Source organism: Arsukibacterium sp., assembly GCF_033721375.1.
Lineage (GTDB): Bacteria > Pseudomonadota > Gammaproteobacteria > Enterobacterales > Alteromonadaceae > Alishewanella.
The window spans coordinates 248,323-273,084 of the sequence record NZ_JAWWAP010000001.1 but is presented as its reverse complement, the minus strand read 5'-3'; the positions used below and the strand labels follow the sequence as shown (position 1 = coordinate 273,084).

Annotated in this window: 23 protein-coding genes; 14 read left to right on the top strand and 9 right to left on the bottom strand. The window is 49.8% G+C overall.

The features are described 5' to 3' along the window. Positions 1–184 precede the first annotated feature (184 nt). From R3187_RS01195 to R3187_RS01180, 4 genes are all read left to right on the top strand, one after another. Positions 185–1,240, top strand: a complete 1,056-nt coding sequence (locus R3187_RS01195; protein ID WP_318964870.1) for an efflux RND transporter periplasmic adaptor subunit — start codon at positions 185–187, stop codon at positions 1,238–1,240. Between the two features lie 84 nt (positions 1,241–1,324). Next, the gene (locus R3187_RS01190) at positions 1,325–4,597 is read left to right on the top strand and encodes an efflux RND transporter permease subunit (RefSeq protein WP_318964869.1); all 3,273 of its coding nucleotides are present in this window, start codon (positions 1,325–1,327) and stop codon (positions 4,595–4,597) included. Beyond that, positions 4,594–7,677 carry an efflux RND transporter permease subunit gene (locus R3187_RS01185; protein ID WP_318964868.1) on the top strand — a complete coding sequence of 1,028 codons (3,084 nt, stop codon included), beginning with the start codon at positions 4,594–4,596 and terminating at the stop codon, positions 7,675–7,677. The genes R3187_RS01190 and R3187_RS01185 overlap by 4 nt, the downstream gene beginning before the upstream one ends. A 74-nt stretch (positions 7,678–7,751) precedes the next feature. After that, a complete protein-coding gene (locus tag R3187_RS01180; RefSeq protein ID WP_318964867.1) occupies positions 7,752–8,312 on the top strand; it encodes a TMEM165/GDT1 family protein in 561 nt (186 codons plus the stop codon). Here R3187_RS01180 and R3187_RS01175 read toward each other — a convergent pair. After that, positions 8,299–8,511 carry a hypothetical protein gene (locus R3187_RS01175; RefSeq protein ID WP_318964866.1) on the bottom strand — a complete coding sequence of 71 codons (213 nt, stop codon included), beginning with the start codon at positions 8,509–8,511 and terminating at the stop codon, positions 8,299–8,301. The genes R3187_RS01180 and R3187_RS01175 overlap by 14 nt on opposite strands. Before the next feature lie 125 nt (positions 8,512–8,636). Here R3187_RS01175 and R3187_RS01170 point away from each other — a divergent pair, with 125 nt between their 5' ends. The 4 genes from R3187_RS01170 to R3187_RS01155 all read left to right on the top strand — a co-directional run bounded on the left by R3187_RS01170 (position 8,637) and on the right by R3187_RS01155 (position 11,344). Further along, positions 8,637–9,662, top strand: a complete 1,026-nt coding sequence (locus tag R3187_RS01170) for a GlxA family transcriptional regulator (RefSeq protein WP_318964865.1) — start codon at positions 8,637–8,639, stop codon at positions 9,660–9,662. A gap of 127 nt (positions 9,663–9,789) precedes the next feature. Then, a complete protein-coding gene (locus R3187_RS01165) occupies positions 9,790–10,359 on the top strand; it encodes a hypothetical protein (protein ID WP_318964864.1) in 570 nt (189 codons plus the stop codon). Positions 10,360–10,377: 18 nt separating this feature from the next. Then, positions 10,378–10,854 (top strand): NYN domain-containing protein, encoded by a 477-nt coding sequence (locus tag R3187_RS01160; protein WP_318964863.1) that lies wholly within the window; start codon positions 10,378–10,380, stop codon positions 10,852–10,854. 112 nt (positions 10,855–10,966) lie between these two features. Continuing rightward, positions 10,967–11,344, top strand: coding sequence for a DUF1622 domain-containing protein (locus R3187_RS01155; RefSeq protein ID WP_318964862.1), 378 nt, complete (start codon positions 10,967–10,969; stop codon positions 11,342–11,344). A 67-nt stretch (positions 11,345–11,411) separates the two neighbouring features. Here R3187_RS01155 and R3187_RS01150 read toward each other — a convergent pair whose 3' ends face one another. The 3 genes from R3187_RS01150 to R3187_RS01140 form a co-directional block, all read right to left on the bottom strand. Then, positions 11,412–12,584, bottom strand: a complete 1,173-nt coding sequence (locus tag R3187_RS01150; protein WP_318964861.1) for a lipase family protein — start codon at positions 12,582–12,584, stop codon at positions 11,412–11,414. An 11-nt stretch (positions 12,585–12,595) separates the two neighbouring features. Next, positions 12,596–13,150, bottom strand: a complete 555-nt coding sequence (locus R3187_RS01145; RefSeq protein ID WP_318964860.1) for a DUF6795 domain-containing protein — start codon at positions 13,148–13,150, stop codon at positions 12,596–12,598. Between the two features lie 170 nt (positions 13,151–13,320). Further along, positions 13,321–13,944: a glutathione S-transferase family protein gene (locus R3187_RS01140; protein WP_318964859.1), complete on the bottom strand. Its 624-nt coding sequence runs from the start codon at positions 13,942–13,944 to the stop codon at positions 13,321–13,323. Between the two features lie 187 nt (positions 13,945–14,131). Between R3187_RS01140 and R3187_RS01135 the strand changes: the two genes are divergently transcribed. Further along, positions 14,132–15,082 carry a YafY family protein gene (locus tag R3187_RS01135; protein ID WP_318964858.1) on the top strand — a complete coding sequence of 317 codons (951 nt, stop codon included), beginning with the start codon at positions 14,132–14,134 and terminating at the stop codon, positions 15,080–15,082. An 84-nt stretch (positions 15,083–15,166) separates the two neighbouring features. On the opposite strand, the gene R3187_RS01130 is transcribed toward R3187_RS01135, so the two are convergent. The 3 genes from R3187_RS01130 to R3187_RS01120 form a co-directional block, all read right to left on the bottom strand. Next, complete coding sequence (locus R3187_RS01130; protein WP_318964857.1) at positions 15,167–16,642, bottom strand: diguanylate cyclase; 1,476 nt, start codon at positions 16,640–16,642, stop codon at positions 15,167–15,169. Between the two features lie 105 nt (positions 16,643–16,747). Beyond that, positions 16,748–17,092: a YajD family HNH nuclease gene (locus tag R3187_RS01125; RefSeq protein ID WP_318964856.1), complete on the bottom strand. Its 345-nt coding sequence runs from the start codon at positions 17,090–17,092 to the stop codon at positions 16,748–16,750. 80 nt (positions 17,093–17,172) lie between these two features. Beyond that, on the bottom strand, positions 17,173–17,853 hold the full coding sequence (locus R3187_RS01120) for a glutathione S-transferase family protein (protein WP_318964855.1): 681 nt from the start codon (positions 17,851–17,853) through the stop codon (positions 17,173–17,175). 204 nt (positions 17,854–18,057) lie between these two features. Here R3187_RS01120 and R3187_RS01115 point away from each other — a divergent pair, with 204 nt between their 5' ends. Both R3187_RS01115 and R3187_RS01110 read left to right on the top strand, forming a co-directional pair. Further along, positions 18,058–18,450, top strand: coding sequence for a BlaI/MecI/CopY family transcriptional regulator (locus tag R3187_RS01115; RefSeq protein WP_318964854.1), 393 nt, complete (start codon positions 18,058–18,060; stop codon positions 18,448–18,450). Continuing rightward, a complete protein-coding gene (locus R3187_RS01110; RefSeq protein WP_318964853.1) occupies positions 18,443–19,642 on the top strand; it encodes a M56 family metallopeptidase in 1,200 nt (399 codons plus the stop codon). The genes R3187_RS01115 and R3187_RS01110 overlap by 8 nt, the downstream gene beginning before the upstream one ends. A gap of 188 nt (positions 19,643–19,830) precedes the next feature. Here R3187_RS01110 and rhlP read toward each other — a convergent pair whose 3' ends face one another. Then, positions 19,831–20,691, bottom strand: coding sequence for a rhombotarget lipoprotein (gene rhlP, locus R3187_RS01105; protein ID WP_318964852.1), 861 nt, complete (start codon positions 20,689–20,691; stop codon positions 19,831–19,833). Between the two features lie 128 nt (positions 20,692–20,819). Here rhlP and R3187_RS01100 point away from each other — a divergent pair, with 128 nt between their 5' ends. From R3187_RS01100 to R3187_RS01090, 3 genes are all read left to right on the top strand, one after another. Then, on the top strand, positions 20,820–21,563 hold the full coding sequence (locus tag R3187_RS01100) for a helix-turn-helix domain-containing protein (protein WP_318964851.1): 744 nt from the start codon (positions 20,820–20,822) through the stop codon (positions 21,561–21,563). Positions 21,564–21,718: 155 nt separating this feature from the next. After that, positions 21,719–22,636: a matrixin family metalloprotease gene (locus R3187_RS01095; protein ID WP_318964850.1), complete on the top strand. Its 918-nt coding sequence runs from the start codon at positions 21,719–21,721 to the stop codon at positions 22,634–22,636. A 70-nt stretch (positions 22,637–22,706) separates the two neighbouring features. Beyond that, the gene (locus R3187_RS01090; protein WP_318964849.1) at positions 22,707–23,993 is read left to right on the top strand and encodes an MFS transporter; all 1,287 of its coding nucleotides are present in this window, start codon (positions 22,707–22,709) and stop codon (positions 23,991–23,993) included. Positions 23,994–24,064: 71 nt separating this feature from the next. Here R3187_RS01090 and R3187_RS01085 read toward each other — a convergent pair whose 3' ends face one another. Continuing rightward, positions 24,065–24,562 carry a PEP-CTERM sorting domain-containing protein gene (locus tag R3187_RS01085; protein ID WP_318964848.1) on the bottom strand — a complete coding sequence of 166 codons (498 nt, stop codon included), beginning with the start codon at positions 24,560–24,562 and terminating at the stop codon, positions 24,065–24,067. Positions 24,563–24,762 lie beyond the last annotated feature (200 nt).

The following is a 24,762-nucleotide window of genomic DNA, read 5'->3' as shown; positions in this document are numbered from 1 at the left end:
ACTGAGCAGGGCCAATAATATTTGATTACAGTTTAAAGTTATTTAACCTATTGAAATTAAATAATAAAAATATAAAATTCAGGCTGGCACAGGCTCTGCATCGGTCGCTATCAGAAGTAACCACAAAATTGAAAGACCGTTAGCCACTTAGCTGGCGGTAAGTGCAAAACAAGGATTGAATAAAATGAAAAAGTTATCTCTGGTTGTGGCGGTATTTAGCTCTGCAGTTTTTTTAACTGGCTGTAACCAGGCCAATAGCAGCAGCAATAGTGATACCGCAGAAGTTGTGGCTATTCCGGTGGAAGCCGCGCTGGCCCGTCACGGTGAAATCAGCAGCAGTTACCATACTAATGCTACGCTGGCAGCGCGGGCTGAAACTGACGTGATCAGTAAAAGCAGCGGTATTGTTGAGCAGGTACTGGTTGAAGAAGGTGATTATGTCAAAGCCGGTCAGTTGCTGGCAGTGCTGGAAAATGAGCGGCAGCGGTTTATGCTGGCGAAAGAGCAGGCCGAACTTAGCCGGCTGGACAGTGAACTTAAGCGGATGGCTGAAATGTATCAGCGTAAGTTAATCAGCACCGATGTTTACGAAAAACTGCAGTGGCAATATGACGCTGTCAAAGCCTCTGTTGATCTGGCCGAGTTAACTGTCCGCGAAACTGAAATTCGGGCGCCTATCAGCGGTGTGGTGTCACGTCGTTATGTCAAAACCGGTCAGCTGATCAGTCAGATGGCGCCACAGTCTTTATTTCATCTGGTCGCCAACGCTGAACTTGAAGCCGTAGTCCATATTCCGGAGCAGCAGCTGGCGCAGGCTAAAGCCGGTCAGGCCGCTATCTTACGTTTTACCGGTATGTTACCGGTAGAAGCCAGTGTCAGTCGTATATCGCCGGTGGTTGATGCCCAGTCAGGCACCGTACGCACTACCTTAATTATTGATAACAGCGATGGCAAGCTGCGTCCGGGCATGTTCGCCCAGGTAGAGCTGAAATTTGATGTAAAACCAGCAGCGTTACTGGTGCCGAAGCGGGCTGTAATCACCGTCGATAATCAACATAGTGTGTTTGTGGTCGATGCTGAAGATAAAGTAAGCCGCAAACCGGTGCACCTGGGGTACAGTTCAGATACCACCGTTGAAATTTTAGATGGTGTGGCCACCGGCGAAAAAGTGGTGATTGCCGGCCAGGGGGCACTGAAAGATCAAAGCCTGGTGACGATAGTAACCACCCGCGAATTTTAATCACAAGGATCTCAAGGCCCGGCTTAGCCGGGCTGAAAACTCCAGTAACCAACAAATATAAAAAATGCTGAAAAGGAACCGATTATGAAACTGGTTGATGTCGCGGTAGCGCGCCCGGTCACAATATGGATGTTTACCCTGGGAATACTGTTGTTTGGCTTAGTGTCTGCCGGCCGGCTGGCGGTAAATTTATTGCCCGATTTATCTTATCCCAGTTTAACCATCCGCACTGAATACCTCGGCGCAGCGCCGGTTGAAGTTGAGCAACTGGTCAGCAAACCCATTGAAGAAGCCCTGGGTATTGTTAAAGGCGTGCATAAGGTGCAATCCGTTTCACGCTCTGGCCGCTCTGATGTGGTACTGGAGTTTGACTGGGGCACCGACATGGATCTGGCGATGCTGGAAGTGCGGGAAAAGCTCGATGTGCTGATGCTGCCTCTGGATATCGAAAAACCGTTATTGCTGCGGTTTAACCCTAATTTAGACCCGGTAGTCAGGTTGGCGTTAAGCCGCGAGGGCGGCATCAGTAACGAGCGCGAACTGGTCTCACTGCGCACTTACGCCGAGGAAGATTTACGCCGTAAACTGGAAGCGATGCCGGGTATCGCAGCCGTGCGGCCGGATGGTGGTTTAAATCAGGAAATTCAGGTTCTGGTGGATCCGAACAAGCTAAGCCAGCTGCAACTGGATATCGGTTTAATCAGCAGCCGCCTGGCTGAGGAGAATATCAATTTAGCCGGTGGCCGGCTGGAAACACCGGGTTATGATTTTCTGGTCAGAACCATTAACCAGTTTGCCGATCTATCTGCCATTGAAAACCTGTATCTGGCGACAGTCGGTACCTCGCAAATCCGCTTAAAAGATGTGGCCACCGTTGTTGATGCGTTTGCAGATCGGAAAAGCGTCACCTATGTAAATGGTGCTGAAGCCATTGAAGTGGCCATTTACAAAGAAGGCGACGCCAACACGGTAAAAGTCGCAGAATCGCTGCTGGCGCAGCTGGCTAATATCCGTAAAGGGCTGCCCCAGGATTACACGCTGACCCTGGTATATGACCAATCAGCCTTTATCAAACAAGCAATTAGCGAAGTTAAATCTGCCGGCATTATCGGTGGTTTACTGGCGATGCTGGTACTGTATTTATTTCTGCGCAACGTCTGGGCCACGGTGATTATCTCGGTTTCCATTCCCGTTTCCATTATTGCTACTTTTAATCTGATGTACGGTCAGGGTATTACCCTGAATATGATGAGCCTGGGCGGCATTGCGCTGGCCGTCGGCCTGCTGGTCGATAACGCTATCGTGGTGCTGGAAAACATTGCCCGTCACAAAGAGCAGGGCAAATCTGCACCGGAGGCAGCCAGAACCGGCACCGGCGAAGTTGCGATGGCAATCACCGCGTCCACCCTGACCACGGTCGCGGTGTTTTTCCCGCTGGTGTTTGTTGAAGGCATTGCCGGTCAGTTGTTTAAAGATCAGGCGCTGACGGTAACCTTCGCGCTGCTGGTGTCACTGGTGGTGGCACTGACCCTGATCCCAACCATGGCAGCCCGCCAGCATCGTGCGGTCGCTGCAGAAGGTGCTGAGCCGGCGCCGGCCAGAGTAAAAGGAACCCGCTGGTATCATAAACTGGGCCGGATCTTATGGTGGCTTCCCGCTATGATTTTCAAAGGCCTGTATTTTATTATGCTGGGTCTGTTAAGCCTGCTTACCCTGGTATGGCGTGCGGTCAGCCGGCTACTTGGGCTGGTTTTCAAACCCCTGTTGTTTGTAGTAAAAGCCAGCCTGGACGGGCTGACCCGCGCTTACCGCCGCTTTTTAGGCGCTGCATTGCAGGCCAAATGGTTAACGGTTGGCAGCACCTTGCTGGTGGCCGGTTTATGTTACAGCCTGCTGCCACGCTTAGGTGCCGATGTGATACCACAGCTTAGTCAGGGTGAATTTTATGTCGAAGTGCAATTGCCGATTGGCAGTGCTATTGAACAAACCGATGCCGTGGTAAAAGAACTGGCCGCGGTAGCCGCGCCGTTAGCAGGCGTTGCCCGCAGCTACGGTCAGGTGGGTACCGGTGCGCAGATGACAGTTGACCCGGCCATTGGCGGCAGCCACTGGGGCAGGCTGAATATCGTGATGCAGCCTGGTACTGATGAGCAAGCCGAACAACAGGTAACAGAGCAGCTGCGCCAGCATATTGCCGGTATGGCCGGGGTTAAAGCGCGCTTTGACCGGCCGGAATTGTTCAGCTTTGCCACGCCTTTAGAAATTGAATTAACCGGTTTTGAGCTGACCGAGCTGAAGCAGGCGGCGGATCAGCTGCTGGTAAGCCTGGCAGCAGAGCCACGTTTTACTGACGTGAAAACCAGCCTGCGGCCGGGCCAGCCGGAAATAACCCTGTACTTTGATCATGCCCGGCTGGCGCAACTTGGTATGACAGCACAGCAGGTGGCTAAACGGGTGGCGGTATATGTCGGTGGCGAGGTTGCTGGTCAGTATTCGGTTAACGATCGGAAAATCGATATCCGGGTTCGCCTGGCAGAAGCGTACCGGCAAAATGAGCAACAACTAGCCGCGCTGATTATTAATCCAGGCAGTGCCCAGCCGTTGCCATTATCCGCTGTGGCCGAAATCCGCCGGGAATTGGGCCCCAGTGAAATTACCCGGGTAGCCCAGCAAAGGGTAGCCATTGTCAGCGCTAACCTGGCGTTTGGTGATTTAGAACAGGCCACGGCCATTGCCCGCGACATTGTGGCAAAACAAAGCCTGCCATTTGGGATCAGTGCCAATGTTGCCGGCCAGAGTGAGGAAATGCAGCGGGCCTACAGCTCGTTAACAATGGCGTTGTTGCTGGCAGTATTTCTGGTGTACCTGGTAATGGCCTCGCAGTTTGAAAATCTGCTGCAACCGCTGTTAATTCTGTTTACCGTGCCGTTAGCTGGCGCCGGCGCCATTCTTGGCTTATGGCTGACCGATACCCGGTTATCAGTCATCGTCTTTATCGGGTTGATCATGCTCGCCGGTATCGTGGTAAACAATGCCATTGTTTTAATCGATCGGATTAACCAGTTGCGCCAAAGCGGAACGGCCTTAACGGAAGCCATTATTGAAGGCGGTGCCAGCCGCCTGCGGCCGGTGCTGATGACGACCCTTACCACGGTGCTTGGCTTACTGCCAATGGCTCTGGGCGGCGGCGATGGCAGTGAAATCCGGGCGCCGATGGCGATAACCGTTATTTTTGGTTTATTGTTATCAACCTTGCTGACCCTGGTCTTTATCCCGGTGCTGTATGCCTTGTTTAGCCGCCAGCGCCAGCCGGACCAACACCCGGTGACAACGGCCGATGTGCAGGAGGCACTATGACTGAGAAGCCACTAGCCATTACCCGGTTGGCCTTAAGCCGGCCGGTAACTGTCACCATGTTGTTTATATCGCTGTTGTTGTTCGGCAGCCTGGCCAGCCGGCTGCTGCCATTGGAGATGTTTCCGGGCATTGATATTCCACAGCTGTATGTCAACGTGCCCTATAACAATGCCAGCCCGGCGGAAGTAGAGCGGTTGATCACCCGGCCCTTGGAAGAAGCGCTGGCTACGGTCAGTGGTATTAAACAAATGCGCAGCTTTTCCAATGAAAACAGCGGTGAGGTATCACTGGAATTTAACTGGAGTGAGAACATCGGCAGCAAAAGTCTGGAAGTACGCGAACGGATAGATACCGTGCGTCATTTACTGCCGGACGATGTGGAACGGGTACTGGTATTTCAGTTTAATACCGACGATATGCCGATATTTCAGTTGCGGATTTCCTCTGAACGCGATTTAGCAATGGCTTACGATTTGCTGGAGCAGCAGATAAAACGGCCGCTGGAACGGGTACAGGGCGTATCGAAAGTCGAGTTGTATGGGGTCGAAAAACGCCAGGTGATTATCCGGCTTGACCCGGACAAGCTGAAAGCCCTGAATGTCGATGCCAATGCTTTGCTGGCGCAGCTTCGGGGTAGTAATTTTGCGCTGACCGCCGGCGAGTTGCGTAACGCTGAGCAAAGTGTGCTGGTGAAGCCGTTAGGGGAGTACCGGCAACTGGCAGAAATTGAACGCTTACCGGTGCGCCCGGGTTTAATGCTGCGCGATGTGGCGCAAATTTCGCTGGAGTTGCCAAAACGCGAAGATGGCCGTCATTTAGATCAGACTTATGCCGTGGGCATGAATGTATTTAAAGAGTCAGGTGCGAATCTGGTTGAAGTTGCCAAAGCGGCAATGGCGGTGGTGGAAGCGGCCGATAATAACCCGGCATTTAATGGTATCAGTCTTTATATAATGGACGATGTCGCCGATGGCGTTACCACATCACTGAAAGACTTGCTGCAGGCGGGAGCTATTGGTGCGCTGTTATCTTTTGTAGTGCTGTATTTATTCCTACGGCATTTAACCACAACACTGGTGGTGGTGCTGTCGGTACCCAGCGCCATTATTATTGCCCTGGGCGCCATGTATTTTATGGGTTACAGCCTGAACATCCTCAGTATGATGGGTTTAATGCTGGCAATAGGGATGCTGGTCGACAATGCCGTGGTGGTAACCGAGAGTATTTTTCGTGAGCGCGCTGCCGGTGGGGATGTCCGCGCCGCCACCGAACGCGGTGTGCGCCGGGTTAGCCTTGCTGTGCTGGCGGGTACTGCCACCACCGCCATTGTGTTTTTACCCAATATTATTGGTCAGAAAATGCAGCTGACGATTTTTCTGGAGCACGTGGCAATTGCTATTTGTCTGTGTCTGGCTATTTCGCTGGTCATGGCGCTTAGCCTGATCCCATTGTTAACCACTAAATTAAAAGTATTGCCGGCCAGTGACGTCACTGGCAGCAAGCTTGACCGGATCTACAAACGCAGCCTGCAAAAGGTAATGCAATGGCCGAAACTGTCCGCGCTGGCAGCGATAGTCGCGTTAGCGAGCATTGTGGTGCCAATGGGCTCAATGGGTTCTGACGAAGGCGATGAAGGTGACAATGGCCGGTTGTTTTTAAATTATCAGGTGCAGGGTAATTACAGTCTGGAGGAAGTCCGGGCTGAGGTAACTCAGATGGAAGCTTATCTGTATAGCCGCCAGGACGAGTTACATATTGAGTCAGTGTACAGTTACTACACTGCGGGCTACGCCATGTCGACCATTATTTTTAAAGACGAGCAACCGCTGGCGCTTGATAAGGTAAAAGAGTTGATCCGCAGTGACTGGCCAACGCTGGTAAGATCCCGTCCAATTTTTGGTTGGGGTGGCGGTGGCGGCATGCAACTGCATTTGCTTGGGAATTCGACCGAAGTATTGATGGAATTATCAGAAATGCTGGTGCCGATGCTGCAAGGGCTGCCGAGCCTGGAAGATGTCAGCTCTGATCTGGCGCAGGGCCAGCAGGAAGTGCAAATTATCCTCAATCATCAGCAACTGGAACGCTACAACATCAGTGCGCAACAGGTGGCCCAGAGCGTATCGCTGGCACTGCGGGGGGTAAACTTGCGTACCTTTCGCTCTCCCGAGCAGGGCGAGTTACTGCTGCGGCTGATTTATGATGAGAAAATAAGCCACTCATTAGCTGAACTGCGGCAATTGCCGGTTACCCAGGCCGATGGCGTGGCTATTACTTTAGCTCAGCTTGCTGAGCTGAACACTGTGCCACGTTTAACCAGTATTCGCCGCTTTGACCGCGCCACCGGTATTGCCATCCGGATGAATCCGGCTAAAGACATCGGTATGGATAAAGCGCGGGCCGATATTGAACAGTTAATGAAAAGTGTTGCACTGCCCGATGGCTATCGCTGGTCGTTTCGTGGCAGTTTCCAGCGGCAGGATGAAGAGCAGCAGGTAATGATGGTGAACATGCTGCTGGCGGTAGCAATGATTTATATCGTTATGGCGGCGTTATTTGAATCGCTGTTGCTGCCCACTGCGGTGATTGGCTCGCTGCTGTTCTCGCTGGTTGGGGTATTCTGGACTTTCCTGCTGACGGGCACCGGCATGGGCGTAATGGGCATGATTGGGATGCTGGTGCTGATGGGCATTGTGGTTAACAATGGCATAGTACTGGTTGACCGGATTAATCAGGACCGGGAATTATTGCCATTACAGGATCTGAAAACCACCATTATTCATGCCTGTGAAGCGCGCTTAAAGCCGATATTAATGACAGTGTCGACCACAGTATTGGGCTTGCTGCCACTGGCGATGGGGGGTACTCAGATTGGTGGCGGTGGGCCAAGCTATGCACCGATGGCGATTGCCATTATCGGCGGCTTATTGTTCTCGACCCTGACCAGTTTACTGCTGGTGCCGTTAACCTATTACGGTTTAGTTAAACTGCGTGGCGCCTGCGGCCGCCTGGTAAGCCGTAGCAGAACAATCAGCGACAAAGTGCTGCTGGCAGCAAAACCCAGGCAACTACCGCCAGGCTAATTTAACGTTGCGGCCGGCGGGCAGAGTTCATACAATGCCTGCCGCCCTGCATAAGTTTGCCACCGAGAGTTGTAATGGACGCCTTATTTTCCTCGTTTTCTGCTGTCGCTATCGCTGAAATTGGCGATAAAACCCAGCTATTATCGTTATTTCTGGCCGCCCGGTTCAGAGCCAAAGGCGCTATTATCGCCGGCATTCTGCTTGCTACCTTGCTAAATCATGCCGCTTCGGCCTGGCTGGGTGTCTGGTTGGCCCAGTTTATTGCCCCGGCCATTGGCCCCTGGTTACTGGGTGGCTCTTTTATCGTGGTCGGACTCTGGTTGCTGATTCCTGATAAAGATGACAGCAATGAAACCGGCGTATTGAAATACGGTGCCTTTGCGGCCAGTTGTATTCTATTTTTTCTGGCTGAAATTGGTGATAAAACCCAGATTGCTACGGTCATTCTGGCTGCAACCTTTGATGATGCTGTCTGGATGGTGGTCTGGGGCACTACCCTTGGCATGCTGGCCGCCAACGTGCCGGTTGTATATGCCGGCAGCTGGCTACTGCAAAAAGTGTCGCTGGACTGGGCCAGACGTATCGCCTGCGCGGTGTTTATCTTACTGGGTGTCGCTACTATTATTGCCGGCTGAGCGCGTTACCGGCAATGCGAGCGTCCAGGGTTGATTCCAGATAAAAACCGGCGCTGGCTGCGCTACATATCAGTAGTAGTGGTGTTGCCACAAAGTGGATCACTAACGGCAACTCAGCACTAAAGTTTATCCAGAAAATCAGTAGCCAGCTGACTATCCACATTGCAATCACCAGCCATTTATAATTATTGCTGTTCATTTTGCCTCCTGCATTAGCTCTTGAAATGTCAGGTTCAGTTTAGTGCTTGCCAATCGCTATCGGTAGTGTCACTATTGATAAAAATAAGGTGAATAGTGACAATTAAAGCGTCACAGGATAAAGCAATGAAACAGGTAGCCATACTGGCAAATCACAACAGTATCAGTAGCGATTTGTTTGCGTTACTGGATTACTTTGAGTACTGCAACGTGTTATGGGCCCTGCAGCAGCCTGAGGTGAAGTCGCCATTGTTTCACTGTTATCTGGTATCGCCGGACGGCAAGCCATTAAATTTGAAACAGGGTGTCAGTTTGCAAACCCATTCACACCAGTGGCAAGATGCAGATGCGCTTGTTCTACCGGCAGCTTATGCTTATCACAGGAGTGAGCTGGAGCAGCTGACACGGCAATCCTCTGCTTATTATCCGGGACTAAGGCAGGCAGCAGCCAGTGGGGGGTATATTGCTGCCAGTTGCACAGGTACTTACATTCTGGCTGGCAGTGGTTTGCTGGATCATCGTAACGCGACCAGCAGCTGGTTTTTTAAAGATGTATTTCAGGCATTGTTTCCTCAGGTGCACTTGCAACTTAATAAATTGCTGGTGCAGGATGGCAACCTGCTGACGGCGGGAGCGACGACCTCGTATATTAACCTATGCCTGGCTTTAACAGAGTTGCTGGCCGGTGAACATTTTGCCAGGCAAATGGCCAAAATCATGCTGACCGATCCTAACCGGACCTCGCAGGTTCCTTATATGGATTTGTCTGTCGGTTTACACCACAACGATCCGCTTATTGCCCAGGTTCAGGCTTACCTGTCAGGCAACCTGGCTGCGCCTTTTGCGCTTGAGCAGCTGGCTGCTCAGTTTCATCTGACTAAGCGAACCTTACTTCGTCGTTTTAAAACGGCACTGAATGACACACCGCTGAATTATTTACAACGGCTGAGAGTGGAGCAAGCGAAACGTCTGTTAGAGACCACTAATCAGGCTATTGAACAGATAGTACAGCAGGTAGGATATGAAGATGTCAGTTCATTCAGAAAGTTGTTTATTCAGTATGCCGAGCTGACACCAAGCCAATACCGGCAGAAATTTATGCTGGGAGAGACATTTCAGTGCTGCGCTGCCGATAAGATGACCGGCAGTTAAACTTCAAATGAATTATCTTGCTATAAAATCAGCCAGTTTGCGCATTATCAGCCAGGGTTCAGCCGGATTAGGGTGTTATAGGGTTCGCTTATTTGCAACATTTGCCATAGTTGGCAGGAGAAACACCATGATCACATTACGCTTGCTCTTCGCAGGGCTGTTGGCGCTTAGTGCTGCACAGGCTTATGCTGCCACGGTGCTGACTGAGCAAAACCTGAGTGCGCTGGAGGCGGCTTTACCAAAGCTGGCCAGAATTCAGCAGGATGATGTGAGTTCACTGCACAATGTAAGATTGCAGCGCCATTGTGACTGGCCCCGTCACGCCAGAGAAGTGCGGGCGCAGCAGCAGGGGCAAAGCTATCTGGCCGAGGTCGATAACATACTGGCTGAGCATCAGTTAACGCCGCCGCTCTTTATTGAACTGACAGCCAAAGGCAGCTGGCCACTATTACAAACCTTGCAACCGGCCCTGGCCATAACCCGGCAAACCATACCGTTTTTGCCCCAAACCCAGCGCCAGCAAGCACAGCAATTGCTGGCGCAAACCGATAATATGTACCAGGTAGTGCAGCCCTGCTTAACTGAAGCTGATAAGGTGGCACTGCGGCAGCATCAGCAACGGTTAATTAATCTGGCCAGCAGGTTGCCGGGCAGTATTCTGCCTGCAGCAGCAGATGTCGTGGCGACACCTGAATAACAGCAATTAAGGAGCGGCATGCAAAGCGTTACTATTTTGGTTGATGTGCAGAATATCTACTACACCAGTCGTCAGGCGTATGGCAAAAGCTTTGACTACAATGCGTTCTGGGCAGCGATCACGGCAGGGCGTAAGGTAGATAAAGCCATTGCTTATGCCATTGACCGGGGCGATGACAAGCAGCGCCAGTTTCAGAATATTCTGCGGGCGATAGGTTTTGAAGTAAAACTGAAACCCTTTATCCAGCGCGCCGATGGTTCAGCCAAAGGCGACTGGGATGTTGGTATTACCCTGGATGCCATTGAATATGGCCAGCACAGTGATGTGTTGGTGCTGGCGTCGGGCGATGGGGATTTCGCCCTGCTGGCCGAGCGCTTAATCAGCAAATACCAGACCGAAGTTGAGGTGTACGGCGTGCCCAGTCTGACGGCTCAGGCGCTGGTTAATGCCGCCAGCCGCTTTATTGCCATCGACCAGCAATTGTTGCTGGGCTAAACCTGATATCTATGTATTACCGTTGTAATCTGCCTGCGGTTTTAACTGTTTGCCGCCTTAAGCTATGCTTTAAAGCTGAATCCTAATCGCAGCAACGACAACGGAGGTGATTTTGATTGAGGGTACACATAAACTATTGGGCAGCTTACCGCAATGGTGTGCAGTATCGTTAGAATTACTGGGCATTGGTATTATCACCGTTATTGCTATTTATTCGCTGTTACATGGCTGCATTCGTTTAGTAAAAGGTGATTCTCCCCGCTCATGTCAGCAGGAAATCCGGCAGCGGCTGGGCCGCGGTATTTTGCTGGGGCTGGAATTTCTAATTGCTGCCGATATTATCTATACCGTTGCGGTAGAGCTGACATTATCTAATGTGGGTGTGCTGGCACTGGTTGTGTTAATCCGCAGCTTTTTAAGCTTTACCCTCGAAGTCGAGCTTTCGGGCAAATGGCCATGGCAACTGGACAAATCAGAGACGGCTGAATAATGCGCAGTGCCAGGCACTGCGGTATTTTATATTATGCTATTTACCGCATCGCGGGCGCTGCTGCTCTTTACAATATGCTATCTACCGCATCGCGGGCGCTGCGGTAGAGGGCCGTCAGGGTTTTATCAAATACCCAGCGAATAAATTTAAAGCTCAGTTCAGTGACAGACGTTATGGCCTGGCGGGCGAATACCAGCATATGGCCCAGCAGTCCTCTGGCTTGCTCTGCATATTTTGCGGAGGCTTTGGCGATATTCTCCAACGAGCGTGCCAGTAAATCATAGAAGGTTAAACTGGTGCCAATCGCGGCCTGGGCCATGACTGCTGTATAGTATCCGGCGTCTTTTAACAGGGTTATCAGAGCGCCGCTGATTTTATCGGCCCAGTAGGTAGAGAATGTGGCCTGATTCCGGTTTTCATATTTAAGCCGGACCTGTTCCAGATTAACCGCCGCCCGTTTATTCAGGGTTTGCCAGTTGCGGCTGTTGGCGGTATTCAGATAACCAGGCGCTTTGTTTTCGGCCATGCCATGGGCTTGCACACTGATACCTGAGCCACTGTCCAGCCGGTACTCGGTGCCGGCATAAGGGGCATGGACAAAAGGCCATAACGGGATCATCGGCACCGGATCTGCGCCATGAGTGCAACGGTAAATGGCGTTAAGGCTGCCGGTATGTTTCTTTGCAAAGGCATGCATACCTACCCGGGGGGCACCGAAGGTATATAAATTAACGTTGCAATTGTAGCTACTCTTCAGCCAGTCAGCGGTCAGTGATGCCAGTGCACCCCCCAGACTGTGGCCAACACAATGCACTGTTGCATCAGGCTGTCCGGCCAGTAACGGCGCTAAAATCTTTTGCAGCGCCGCTTTCATAGAGAAAAAAGCTTTATTAAAACCGGCGTGCACCATAGTGTTATTGTCGCCGCCGCTCAGCCCGACATTGGCATTTGTCAGCCAGTCGCGGTTAATTTTGGTGCCGCGGATGGTCACAACATAGTCTTTGGCAAATTGATTAATGCCTTTACCAACTAAGGCAAAGCCGGTGGTTTTATTGAACAGGCTGAATAAGCTGCCGCCGGATACTCCTCTGACCGGGCCTGCTGATAAATCAAAATTAAAGCAATTGCGCAGTTCATAGTTACCCATATTCAGCCGGTAAATACCAGACGATGAAGGGCGTTCAATCTGATAAACAATATCTGCCAGTTCGGCAGCAACACGGGGGGTAAGTGCAGGCACAAATCATATCCTTATTCAGTGAAGTGAGTAACTGGTTCGTCGTTCCAGCGACAAATACTAAATGTGCTGTGGGGAAAATCGGGTTTTTCAAAATTAGTAAATACCTGCTCCAGCTCTTCATTAGTCAGATCACATTGTAATGAAGCAAGCTTCTGCACTATCGCCTGTTGTGGTGTGATGCTGGACGTAGTCAGATACCACAGCAGGTATTGTTTGTCATGATGACGCAGGCTGATAACCTGCCGGGTCCGCATTTCCTGCAGGCTACCGGGTTTACGCGAGCGAATATGTTTCTCTGGAAAACGAAAGCTGCCATCTGCAGCGGTTACCGTGTTGTCGATGTAATCTTTATCGTAAGTGAGTTCGCGCAGTACCTCTGCGCCGGCGACAGGTTTGCCGTTAAGTGTCACCATTCCGTGAACAGCCGGCGATAAATAAACGTCGTATTTTTTCAACCAACTAAACATATCTGCCATAACCTGTTGTGAGAAAATCATCAGCACTGCCACGCTCAACCCCAGCCGCAGTAACGACATCGGTTTGCGCGTGCATCTTAAATCAGCCATTTGCTATCCGGCTTAAACAACGTTGCCAAAATATATCAAATAATAAATTATTGTAAACTTTTTATTTGTGAAATTCAGATGACAACAGCAGCGTGAAGCTAACAACTCGACATGATAATAAGCAATGGCCTGAATAAGCCGGGTTGGTAGCCCGGCTGTTCAATCTCCGGTTAAGCTGACGCTGTCAGTAACGCATCGTCCAGCATAGTAGCCCTGACGGCAGCTTCTCTGGCATAGAGCCGCTGCACATACTCAGTAAACACCGGGCGGGCTTCGATTGTTTTAAACTGGATGCCCCAGCCAATATGGCTGCCAACATACACATCGGCTGCGGTAAACTGTTCACCACAAAGATAGGGGCCAGGTTGCAGTGCTGCTTCCAGGGTATTTAATGTGTCCTGATAGAAGCCACAGCCGACTGCCTGCACATTATCGTTATCAATTCGCCAGTCGTATGCTTTTGCCGTGGTAGCCATTTCCAGCGGTCCTGCGGCGAAAAACAGCCAACGGTAATAGCTGCCGCGCTGCGGGCTGTCTGTTGCTGGTGCCAGCTGTTTGTCAGCAAAATGGTCAGCCAGATAAGCACATATAGCCGCGGTTTCAGTAACCACTATATCGCCATGAGTAATTACAGGTACTTTACCCATAGGATTAAGCGCCAGAAATTCGGCTGATTTTATCTCGCTTCCATACTCCAGAACTTTAACGGTATAAGGCACACTCAGCTCTTCCAGCAGCCAGCGGATAATCCGGCCGCGTGAATGGGGGTTAGTGTATAAGGTAAGTTGAGACATTTTTCTGTTCCTTGTTTAGGATAACTTCAGATGTTTGCTACTTAGTAAAGTGATAGCAAATGGTACGGACTTTTTCCGCTTGCGGTTAATTTAAAATCGATATAGGACAGATCACGTCCTAATTGTCAGCTATATTTACTGGCAGGTTTAAATCAATGAGTAATCGAATGAATAAAAGGAAGCGCAGATGAGTGTGCCAGCGCTCAGAGTACTAAGCTTACTTGAGTTGTTACAGTCAAACAGTCAGCTTAGTGGCAGCGAGCTGGCCAGTAGGTTAGGGGTTGATAAGCGCACAGTAAGGCGCTATATCCGGCTGCTGGAAGATTTGGGGATACCGGTAACGTCTGAACAGGGCTGTACCGGCGGCTATATGCTGGTGGCCGGATATAAATTGCCGCCTATGATGTTTACCAATGAAGAAACACTGGCACTGTCGCTGGGGCTGTTAGCAGCAAAAAACTTTAGGCTGACGGATACCGAAGCGGCTATCAGCAGCGCTCAGGCCAAACTGGAACGGGTAATGCCAGCCAGACTAAAATCGTGGGCCAGAGCCATCGCCGACACCATTAACATTATGCTGCCTACTACCACTGCTGATACCTCATGTCAGCAGCTGGAGCCTTTGTTAACGGCTATTGAGCAGCAACGCTCAGTCAATATCAGTTATGCGTCTAATCAGCAGCAGCCGGTTTCCCGCCAGGTAGACCCCTATGGTTTATTATTTCGTCAGGGGCGTTGGTATATGTCGGGCTACTGCCATTTGCGTCAAGCGCTGCGTACCTTCCGGCTTGACCGGATACGGCATATTGAGCCGCTTGACCATCGCTTTACCCGCCCGGCTAATTTTAACAGTGCTGAGCATTTTCAGCAGAGTCTGAATAATATGGCAGGTAATCTGGACGTACAGGTATTGCTGCATACTGATAAAACCAGCGCCGCCGAGGTGTTAGGTGCCATGGCGGCGTTGCTGAAACCTCAGACTGGCGGATTACTGCTTAGCAGCCGCACCGACAGTTGCGATTGTTTTGCCCTTTGGTTGAGCCAGTTACCTTTTGCTTTCAGCATTATTCAGCCACCAGAGCTGAAACAGGCGCTTAAACGCCATGCATCAAGACTAATGCAGATTGCAGTGCTTTAATTTATCCAGCCGCAGCACTGTAGCGCCCGATAATAGCTTGTCCGATATGGAGCAGGCTGCAGACCACGGCGAATCACATCTACATCAGGCCAGACAAATTTGGTTTCTGCCGGATTTTTTGGCCTGATACAGTGCTTTATCAGCACGTTCGAAGCACTGCAGCAGATCTTCTTGCGGTGTTTGTTCAGCAACGCCGAAACTGCAACTTAACCTGATGTTATTGGTAAATGTATGTTGGCCAATTGCCACGGTAATCCGCTGACATAAGGCTTTGGCTTCTGCGGTGGTGGTATGCTGACACAGAATAACAAACTCTTCGCCACCCCAGCGGGTTACCTGATCATGCTCACGCACCTCTGCCAGTAAAATCGCTGCCAGTTCACGTAATATCGCATCGCCGACACTGTGCCCGTGCTTGTCGTTGATATCTTTAAAATAATCAATATCTATAACGACCAGGCTAAGCGTCTCTTGTGATTGAGGTGAACGACGCTGCACCCGTTGCATCGTTCGGTCAAAGTGATTGCGGTTATAAAGCCGGGTCAGCGGATCGTGATTCGATAAAAACTCCAGCTCAGTGACGGCTTTTTCCAGTTCACGCTGTGATTGCTCCAGTCGTTGATTCTGTTCATGTAACCGTTGATTATAATAACGGCTGCGATAATTCCAGACACTGAGTAACAGGATAATAGCCAGGGCAATAGCGCCAAGCTGCCATAACAGCTGATAATTGGTGACAGTAATGACGTCTATTTGAGTCCACTTTCGGTATATATCAATTTTTTCCTGCTCACTGATAGCAAGCAGTGCCTGATTAATCATTGGAATAAGTGCTTTATAATCTTCAGCTATACCAAACCTCAGTTCATCTTCCAAACCTACCCAGCCGGCGACCTTCAGCTGATACAGCGATTTTCGCTGGATCTGACTATTGATTGAATATAACGAACCAATAAATAAGTCCGCTTCGCCGGCGGCAACAGCTTCCAGTCCGGCCGGCTCGTTATCAACTAACACCAGTGGCGTTTGCGGATAATAACGTTTGATATATTCCAGTAACCGATAGCCGCGCGGCACTGCCAAAGAGCGGTCGCCGATATTTTCAATACTTTGTAAAAAGGGTTGCTGGCGCAGTGATACCAGCACATTTGGTGAGCGGAAGTAGACTTCTGAAAATTGCAGATAGTTATCACGGGTAGCGGAACGGTTCAGCATCGGCGATAACTGACACTGACCACTTTGCAGCAGTTGCAAAGACTCCTGCCAGGATGAGGTCCGGATCAGCTGAAACTGAATACCGGTTCGCTGAGTAATAAGCTGCAGATAATCAGCTGAAATGCCAACATGCACGCCGTCCCGGATCGCTTCGTAGGGCAACCAGTCCGGATCGACACAATAGGGTATCGGTTGTTCAAGCGACAGTGGGGCTGTGTTGTCTGCCCGGCCAGACATTGGCTGGATGGCGGCCATCAGCAGTAAAAATGGCAGCCATAAGGCGGCCAGCTTCACGGCGACAGCAGAAACCGCCTGAACCGGTAATTTTCTATAACTCAACGTCATTCGTATGCCATCAGGTAAAGTCAGTATGCCTGAACGCTAACTGCGTATTAGTCAACATTAATGTTCAGTATTGATAGTAGTGCCTGACCACTGAAAGCGCGAATGCTATTTCTTTTTCGGAGTATTTAACAGTGCTTTTAAATCGGCGAACGGATTGTGGGTAGCGGCAGCGACTTTTTGCTCGGTGGTGCCGCCATACATCACGTATTCATGAAATTTATTATGTTCGTTGTCGTGACAATAAATACATAATAATTCCCAGTTGCTGCCATCGCTGGGGTTATTGCTGTGATTGTGATCAATATGATGCACGGTCAGTTCGCGCAAATTGGAGTGGACAAATTCGCGGGCACAGCGGCCGCATACCCACGGATACATTTTTAATGCTTTATCACGATAGCCCTGTTCCTGCTGCTGATAGGCCGCTGCGCCATTATTGTTTTTACTCATTACTGTCTGCTCTGTGCCATTATTTTGTTGCTTAAGCTAAGCATACCTCAGCTGCCATCCGGCGACACCCGTTTTCAGCGTCAATTCTGCCGGTAATCCTGAATAATAGTGCCATATAAGCCCATTTCCGCCTCATGCCCCGGCTCGCGCCAACTTTCCTTTAATGCTGCGTGATACCAGGCCTGCATTGCCGGCAACTCAAGCAATAGCTGAACATAGCTCATGGCATTGGCACTGAGCTTAAGATCAAAACTTTGCACCCGAAAGGCCACCGGGGCAAAAAAGGCATCCACTGCGGTAAAAGAGGTGCCGGTCAGAAAAGGCCCGCCAAACTGGCTCAAACCCTGCAACCATAGCTCATCCAGCCGTGCTAAATCCTTTGCCAACTGCTCGGGTGGGTTATTTAACTGCACTCTGGCACCACAGTTCATGGTGCAGACATTACGCAGCGTACTAAAACCAGCATGCATTTCGCTGGCAGCACAACGGGCATAATTGCGTGCTTTAGCATCTGCCGGCCAGACCCCGACATGCCGCTCGGCCAGATATTCAACTATTGCCAACGATTCCCATACCACCGTATCGCCATCATGCAGGCAGGGTACTTTCGCCGTTGGCGAGAACTGGCGGAAATTGTCATAGTTGTCGAGCTGAAACTGCTGCAATTTTTCATCAAACGGAATACTCAGTTGCTGCAGCAACAGCCAGGGCCGAAGCGACCAGGACGAGTAATTTTTATTGGCAATAAACAGTTGATACACCGGAACCTCCCTGGTTAATTAACTAAAGATTACGCCGGTTATAATTTACCATCAAGTACAACATTATGTTCATCCGGCTATTATTGCCTCCTGCTGAGCAGGAACGGTCGGATCTTAAAGTCAGGCCCGGGATTAAAAAGTCAGACAATTAACTTGCAGCAATGGATTACATCTGTAATAGTAAATGTATTACAGGTGTAATCAATGAGGCAGGTCATGATAGAAATAAGCAATGCTGAGCTTTGTGTCATGCAGATTTTGTGGCAACAGCAGCCACTTAGCGCCAACGAGGTGGTAACAGCCCTTGGCAATGCAAAAGACTGGCATGAAAAGACCGTAAAAACCCTGTTAAACCGGCTGGTAAGCAAGGGCGCATTGGGTTTCGATAAAGATGGCCGGGCATATTTGTATTATCCGCTAGTCACCGAGCAGGACTACCAACTGCAACAAAGCCGGACTTTTGTTGAGCGCCTGTTTGCCGGACGGGTAGCGCCGCTGGTTGCTGGTTTTGCCAGCCAGAATAAGCTCAATGCCGATGATGTTCAGCAGTTAAAGCAACTGATTGCCGACTGGGAGCAGGAGCAACATCATGACTGATTATCTGTTACAACTTACCCCGCTGTTATCGCTGCTACTGCTGTTATTGCTGATCGCCCAGTCTCTGCTGCTTAACCCTCTTGGCGCCCGCACCATTTATGCATTGTGGTCGGCCGTGCCAGTGTTATTAATGTTTAGTGTGTTGTCCCCGCTGTTACCGGTAAATAGTGCCCCGCAAGCACTGCAGCGCTATCAGGTTGGCCTGCAACAATTGGCGACATCGGCAGCGACGGTTAACTGGTTGTTCTGGCTATGGCTGGCTGGCGTTGTGGTATGTATCAGTTTTCTGCTACTGGGTTATCTTAGCAACCGCGCCCTGTTTAAGCGGGCGACGCCAGTGCACCATACTTTTGCACCTGTTAACTGCCGGCTCGCCAGCGATAATGCCGGGCCTTATATCACCGGCTTTTTATCACCGGCTATTGTGTTGCCGCATGACTTTTTCAGCCGGTACGATGCCCTGCAGCAAAAGCTAATTTTGCAACATGAACTGACTCACTGGCAGCGGGGCGATTTGCATCTGAATTATCTGGCGCTTTTTGTCGTCAGTGTGTTCTGGTTTAACCCACTGGTTTGGCTGGCGTATCAGCAATACCGTCAGGCACAGGAGCTCGCCTGCGATGCGTTAGTCACTAAATATGCCGGCAAGGCAGAAAAAATTGCTTATGGTTATGCCTTACTAAGCATTACTCAGCAGACACCGCAATACGGGTGGCCGCTTACTCATCACTATGGAGATTTTAACACTATGAAACAACGCATTATGCAGCTGCAAAACCAGCACGGTTTAAGTAAAACAGTTGTGGCAGGCACCTTAGCGCTGGTCATTGCGACCACCTTATTGCTGCAGCAGCCGGTTTTGGCCGGTAGCAATAAAACACAGCCATTAGCACCAGTTATGCGGATTGAGCCTGGCTATCCGGTTAGCGCGGTAAAACAGGGGGTTACAGGTTTTGTCCGGATGACTTTTGATGTAAGCGCTGATGGTACAGTAAAGAATGTCAATGTGGTTAAATCCAGCCCGCAGGGCGTTTTTGATAAAGAAGCGGTAAAAGCCCTGCAGCAATGGCGATATACGGCAACTGGCGCAGAGCATAAAGGCCAGCAAGTACAACTCGATTTTGAACTGGACGTCGTTAAAGCCGAAGTAGAGCGGATCAGCGTTACACCGCCACCACCGCAGAAAGGTTAGTCTTAGGCTGAGTTAAAAAAGTGCAATAAAGCAGCGTAAATGTCGCAGTGCCTGAAAATGGCGCTGCTTTATTGCATTTTAATGGGCGTAACTCAGCCTGTTCCAGACTATCAAAGATATGCGTATACTAATCCGGAGCAATATGGATAAAAACAATAATCAGCTCTCTGCTTAGCTGGCAATGGATGCTACCGCGATCCTGGTTTACTTTGCTTTCTGGCAAGTGCTAGCCCAATTAAGCAAAGCGGCAACAAAAAGTGAAATGCACCGCCCGAATAGCCGGCAGAACGAACAATTTGGATATCATCCGGGCGCTGCTTCAGGCGCTCGGTAAAACCATTCAGTTCGTTTTCCAGATTAGCAATCATGTCGTCGCTGGCCTGCATAAAACCTTGCAGGCTGTCATGGCGCAATGTTTGCTGCAGATTAACTACGGTTGAGCTGCCTTTTATCTGGCTGGTGCCAGGTGCCCGGAACAGCAACTTGCGACTGTCTATGGCGTATACCGCCGTATCCATTAAGGTATTACTGTCATTTTTCTGGCCGTTAATTAAATAAGCGCCAACCAGGGTCCAGTAACTGAGTGACAGTTTACTATCATCAGTAAATTGCACCTGATCGTATGAAACCAGGGCGATGACATCTATGCCAAACATTGCCTTCAGCTGGTCCAGGTTAGCAAAGCTACCGCCGCTACTGAGATAAGCAGAAGGAATTATCTCTATATGTTCAACATAGGACTGCTGGCTAAAGTGAGCGGCAATTTTGTCCAATATCGCCATTTTATGGTTTTCTGTCAGGGTAGTTGCCTGAACCTCAACCCAGGGCATCGCGTTGCTGCTGCGACTATTATGGTTTGCAGGCACAAAGGCAATACCCATCCGCAGTGGCAAGGTCAGTCTAGGCGCACTGGTTGTCACTTGCGGCGCTGCAGAGTCAGGATACAAGTAACTGACCACACTGCTGCGGCTGCCGGTTTGTTGGGTGGCACAAGCGCTAAGTACAAGGGTGATAAAACACAGTAATACTATTCGGCTATAGAAAAACATGCTGCACTTCCTTAATTGAGTGATTAAACGCCGCCAGCATAGGCTTGCTTAGTAAAAAGTAATACCTTATTTGTATAAGTAGCGTATAAATAGGCTTTGGGTATCACTATGTAATACTTTGAGGTGCTATGTCACAAATTGACCTAATGCTGGATTGCTTAAAAAAAGCCCTGAAACAGCGGGGGATCAGTTATGCCCGGGTCGCTTCGCATTTGCAGCTAACGGAGGCCAGTGTCAAGCGCATGTTCTCTTTAAAACAATTCAGCGTGCAGCGGATAGAGCAGGTGTGTCAGTTGATTCAGTTGGATCTGGTAGATTTATTGCAGTTAATGACCGAGCAACAGCAGCGAACAGAACGGCTTAGCTATGAGCAGGAGCTGCAGTTAACTGAGGACCTGACGTTATTACTGGTAGCGGTATCGGTGCTTAATCGCTGGAGTATGCAGGATATTCTGGACTGGTATAAAATCTCTGAGCATGAGTGTATTCAAAAGCTCGCGCAATTGGATCGGCTTAAGCTGATAGAACTGCTGCCAGCTAATAAAATTCGTCTGCGGGTATCAGCAAATTTTGGCTGGCTTGAGAATGGGCCTATTCAGCGCTTTTTTCAGCAAAAAATTGCTTATGAGTTTTTTAACGCCAGCTTTAATAGCAAGGCGGAAAGCTTGCTGGTACTTAATGGCATGCTCTCAGCGCAAGGTAATGCTGAATTTCAAAAAAAATTAAAGCGTTTGGCCAATGACTTTAACGAATTAAACCGGCAGGATGAAAAGTTACCATTGGCCCAGCGCAATGGGGTCAGTGTGGTACTGGCGCTACGCGACTGGCGCTTTGGCTTATTTAAACCGTTGTTGAAATCTGATAAAAGGTAACAGCTGGCTGGTGGCTACTCGCATTTGGCAACGTGTATATTACGCTAAGCGTCAGATCGTGCAGTTTCACAGCTTCTTAAGCTCATTTCCGGTAAATAACAGTTCTAACAGCCAGGTTTTAAGTGTGCTGTTAATAATTAATGTAGGAAAAAACGATGCTTGCCAGATTAGTATTTTTAGCTCTGCTGTTAGTAGGTAGTTATTTGCTGCTATCGGCATTTGCCGGCATTAAGCAGTCATCGCCGCAAGTGCTGCAACAGCGGGCAGAGCAGGCACTGCAGCAGCAATTATGTCAAACACCGGTTTTATGGCGAATTGGCCAGCTCGATCCGGCATTTGCCCTGACGGCAGAGCAGGCTGAACAGACAGCACATAATGCTGCTGCGCAGTGGAACGCTGCTTTTGAGCAAGAGTTGTTTCGGTATGACAGCGTAAATGGCTTTCCGATTAATTTTCGCTATGACGAGCGGCAGCAGAATTTGCTGCAACAAGCGCTGCTCGAGCGCAATATTTCGCGCTACGACACTAATATTGACCAGCGCGCGGCGACGTTAAAGCAACAAGGCGAGCAATTACAGCAGCGCCAGCGCGAGTTTGAGCAATTAAACCAACAGTTGGCCGCCGAGATTGCTCAGTTCCAGCAGCTGGCTGCCAATGCTAACCAGAGTAACGTGGCAGCGCTTAGGCAACAACAGCAGGTGTTACAACAGCGTCAGCAGCAATTACAGCGACAGGCTGAAGATTTAAACCAGCAGCAAGCTCAATTGCAGCGTGAGCATCAGTATCTGAACGAAACTGTGGCCGATCGCAACGCCTTACTGGCGGATCAGCAGCCACTCCGGGTATCAGAGGTGGGTATAATGGAAATAACCTCGACGCAGCGCAAGATGACTATTTTCGCGTACAGCACGCCAGCAGCGCTGCAACTGACCTTAGCGCATGAATTTGGCCATGCCCTGGGCCTTGGCCACACCGACAGCAGTAGCTCGGTAATGCATTTTGCCCTGAATCCACAGCAACGAAACCTGACAGCGGAAGATATTGACGCGCTTAAACAGCAGTGCGGGTTGTAATAGCAGACACTTGACAGCGCAGGCAGATGCCGTGAAGCTGAAACTGTTTTTTTATAACACAGAGGATGCTATGCCACGTCAACGCGCCGCCAGATCAGTAATCTGGCATGTGGTTATTATCATATTGGCAGGTGAGCTGATTTTTGCGTTACCTTTTCATCTGGCGCGTTTTTTTCGTCCTACTTTTCTACAGGCGTTTGAGCTCAGTAATGCTCAGCTTGGCGATATTTTTGCCGTTTACGGTGTGGTGGCCATGCTGTGTTATTTTCCCGGTGGCATTATTGCCGACAAAGTAGCACCGAATCGCTTAATGAGCATGTCATTGCTGGCAACTGCGCTGGGCGGCGCTTATATGTGGACCGGCCCCGGAGTAACCGGTTTGGCTCTGCTGTTTGGCTACTGGGGTTGCACTACCATTTTATTGTTCTGGGCGGCGATGATAAAAGCAACCCGGATATCGGCACCGGCTACCCGCCAGGGCCTGGCATTTGGTGTGCTTGATGGCGGCCGGGGGCTGGTTGCCAGTGTGTTTGCCAGTGGTGCAGTGCTGTTACTGGGGCGTTATACGGTAATGGCGGACGGTAACTTTGCCAGTGCGGCCGAGGCGCTGACATCGCTGCGCAGCCTGATAGTTTATTACAGTGTGCTGACCGTGATAGCGGCCGCTCTGGCCTGGTTTTTTATCAGCAGTATCAGGGCGCAGCCTGAGGCCGGGCAACCAGCACCCACGTCAGCTGTACTGAGCGAAACCCTGACAAACCCATTGCTCTGGTTGCAGGCCGGCGTGGTGATCTGTGCTTATTGCGGCTATAAATCGCTGGATAATTATGGCCTGTTTGTGGTGCAAACCTTTAGCTGGTCACAGCTGGAAGCTGCCCAATTTACCACCGCGGCCAGCTATCTGCGGCCGGTCGTGGCGGTGGCGGCCGGGTTACTGGCAGACCGCGTCCGCGCCAGTCGTCTGACACTGGGGTTATTTAGTATGCTGGCGCTCAGCTTTATCAGTATAGCGGTACTGACTGATCTTTATCCGGCAGTGATGCTGCTAATAATAATGTTAGCGCTAACCTTTGCCGGGGTATTTGCCCTGCGGGCCGTGTATTTTGCGTTAATTGATGAAAGCCGGCTGCGCCTTGGTGCGACAGGTACTGCTGTGGGAGTTATCTCGTTGCTGGGCTTTACCCCGGATGTATTTTTCGCCCCACTAACCGGCCGGATGTTAGATAATGCAGAAAGCGGTTTTGCCGGGTATTTTTTATTTATGGCGCTGATTATGTTGCTTGGTACCCTCAGCGCGTGGTTGCTGGTTAAGAAAATGAACCACAGCCAGGCGCTGGCATCGGCAAAGCCTGTTTAGCAACTGGATTAACTGATCAGAAATAAAAAAAGCTATCCTGAATTGGATAGCTTTAATGAGCGAAGGCCAGCTTACTTAGCGGCTTTAAATTTGCGCCGGCCAAAGGCTGCGCCCGCTAATACCAGACCAAACAGCGCCAGAGTAGATGGTTCAGGCACGGAGGTAACACTGATACTGGCATCAGAGATAAATAACTGATGACCACCGCCACCACCTACGGTGTAGTAAAGACGCAGCGAGCTTCCAGCTGGCGCCATAATATCCTGAACAGAGAACGTTTCAGTGGCCCAGCGGTGTGAGGCAAGATCTAAGTAAACCGGGTCAAGGTTATTAATCTGATAAAAAATTCGACCTTTCTGATTACCCCAGCCCTGATCTTTCCAGGTCATAAGTAAATCAAAAGACAGCATTTTGCCCTGAATATCATCAAGCATATCCCACAATATCAGTTCATCAGACTGTGTAGCGTCATTAACCCTTGGTAAGTCAAAATTATTGATAATGCCCGCTTTCGCGTTAAACATCGTCAAACCAATTATTACCAGCAGCACATTTATTATTTTTTTCATGTTTTTTCCTTAACTACATGTATAAAACATAAGTCCCAAATTTGGGACGTGTTTTCTAGCAAACATTGCGCCATATTTATATGATTATGATATTTATAGATTTTATTATTTAAAATAGAGCTGGGATTTATATTGTGTAAAATAAACGGACGGTTAAAACAATTATTTATCAAATTTTAGTGCATTTAGTTACAAAAACT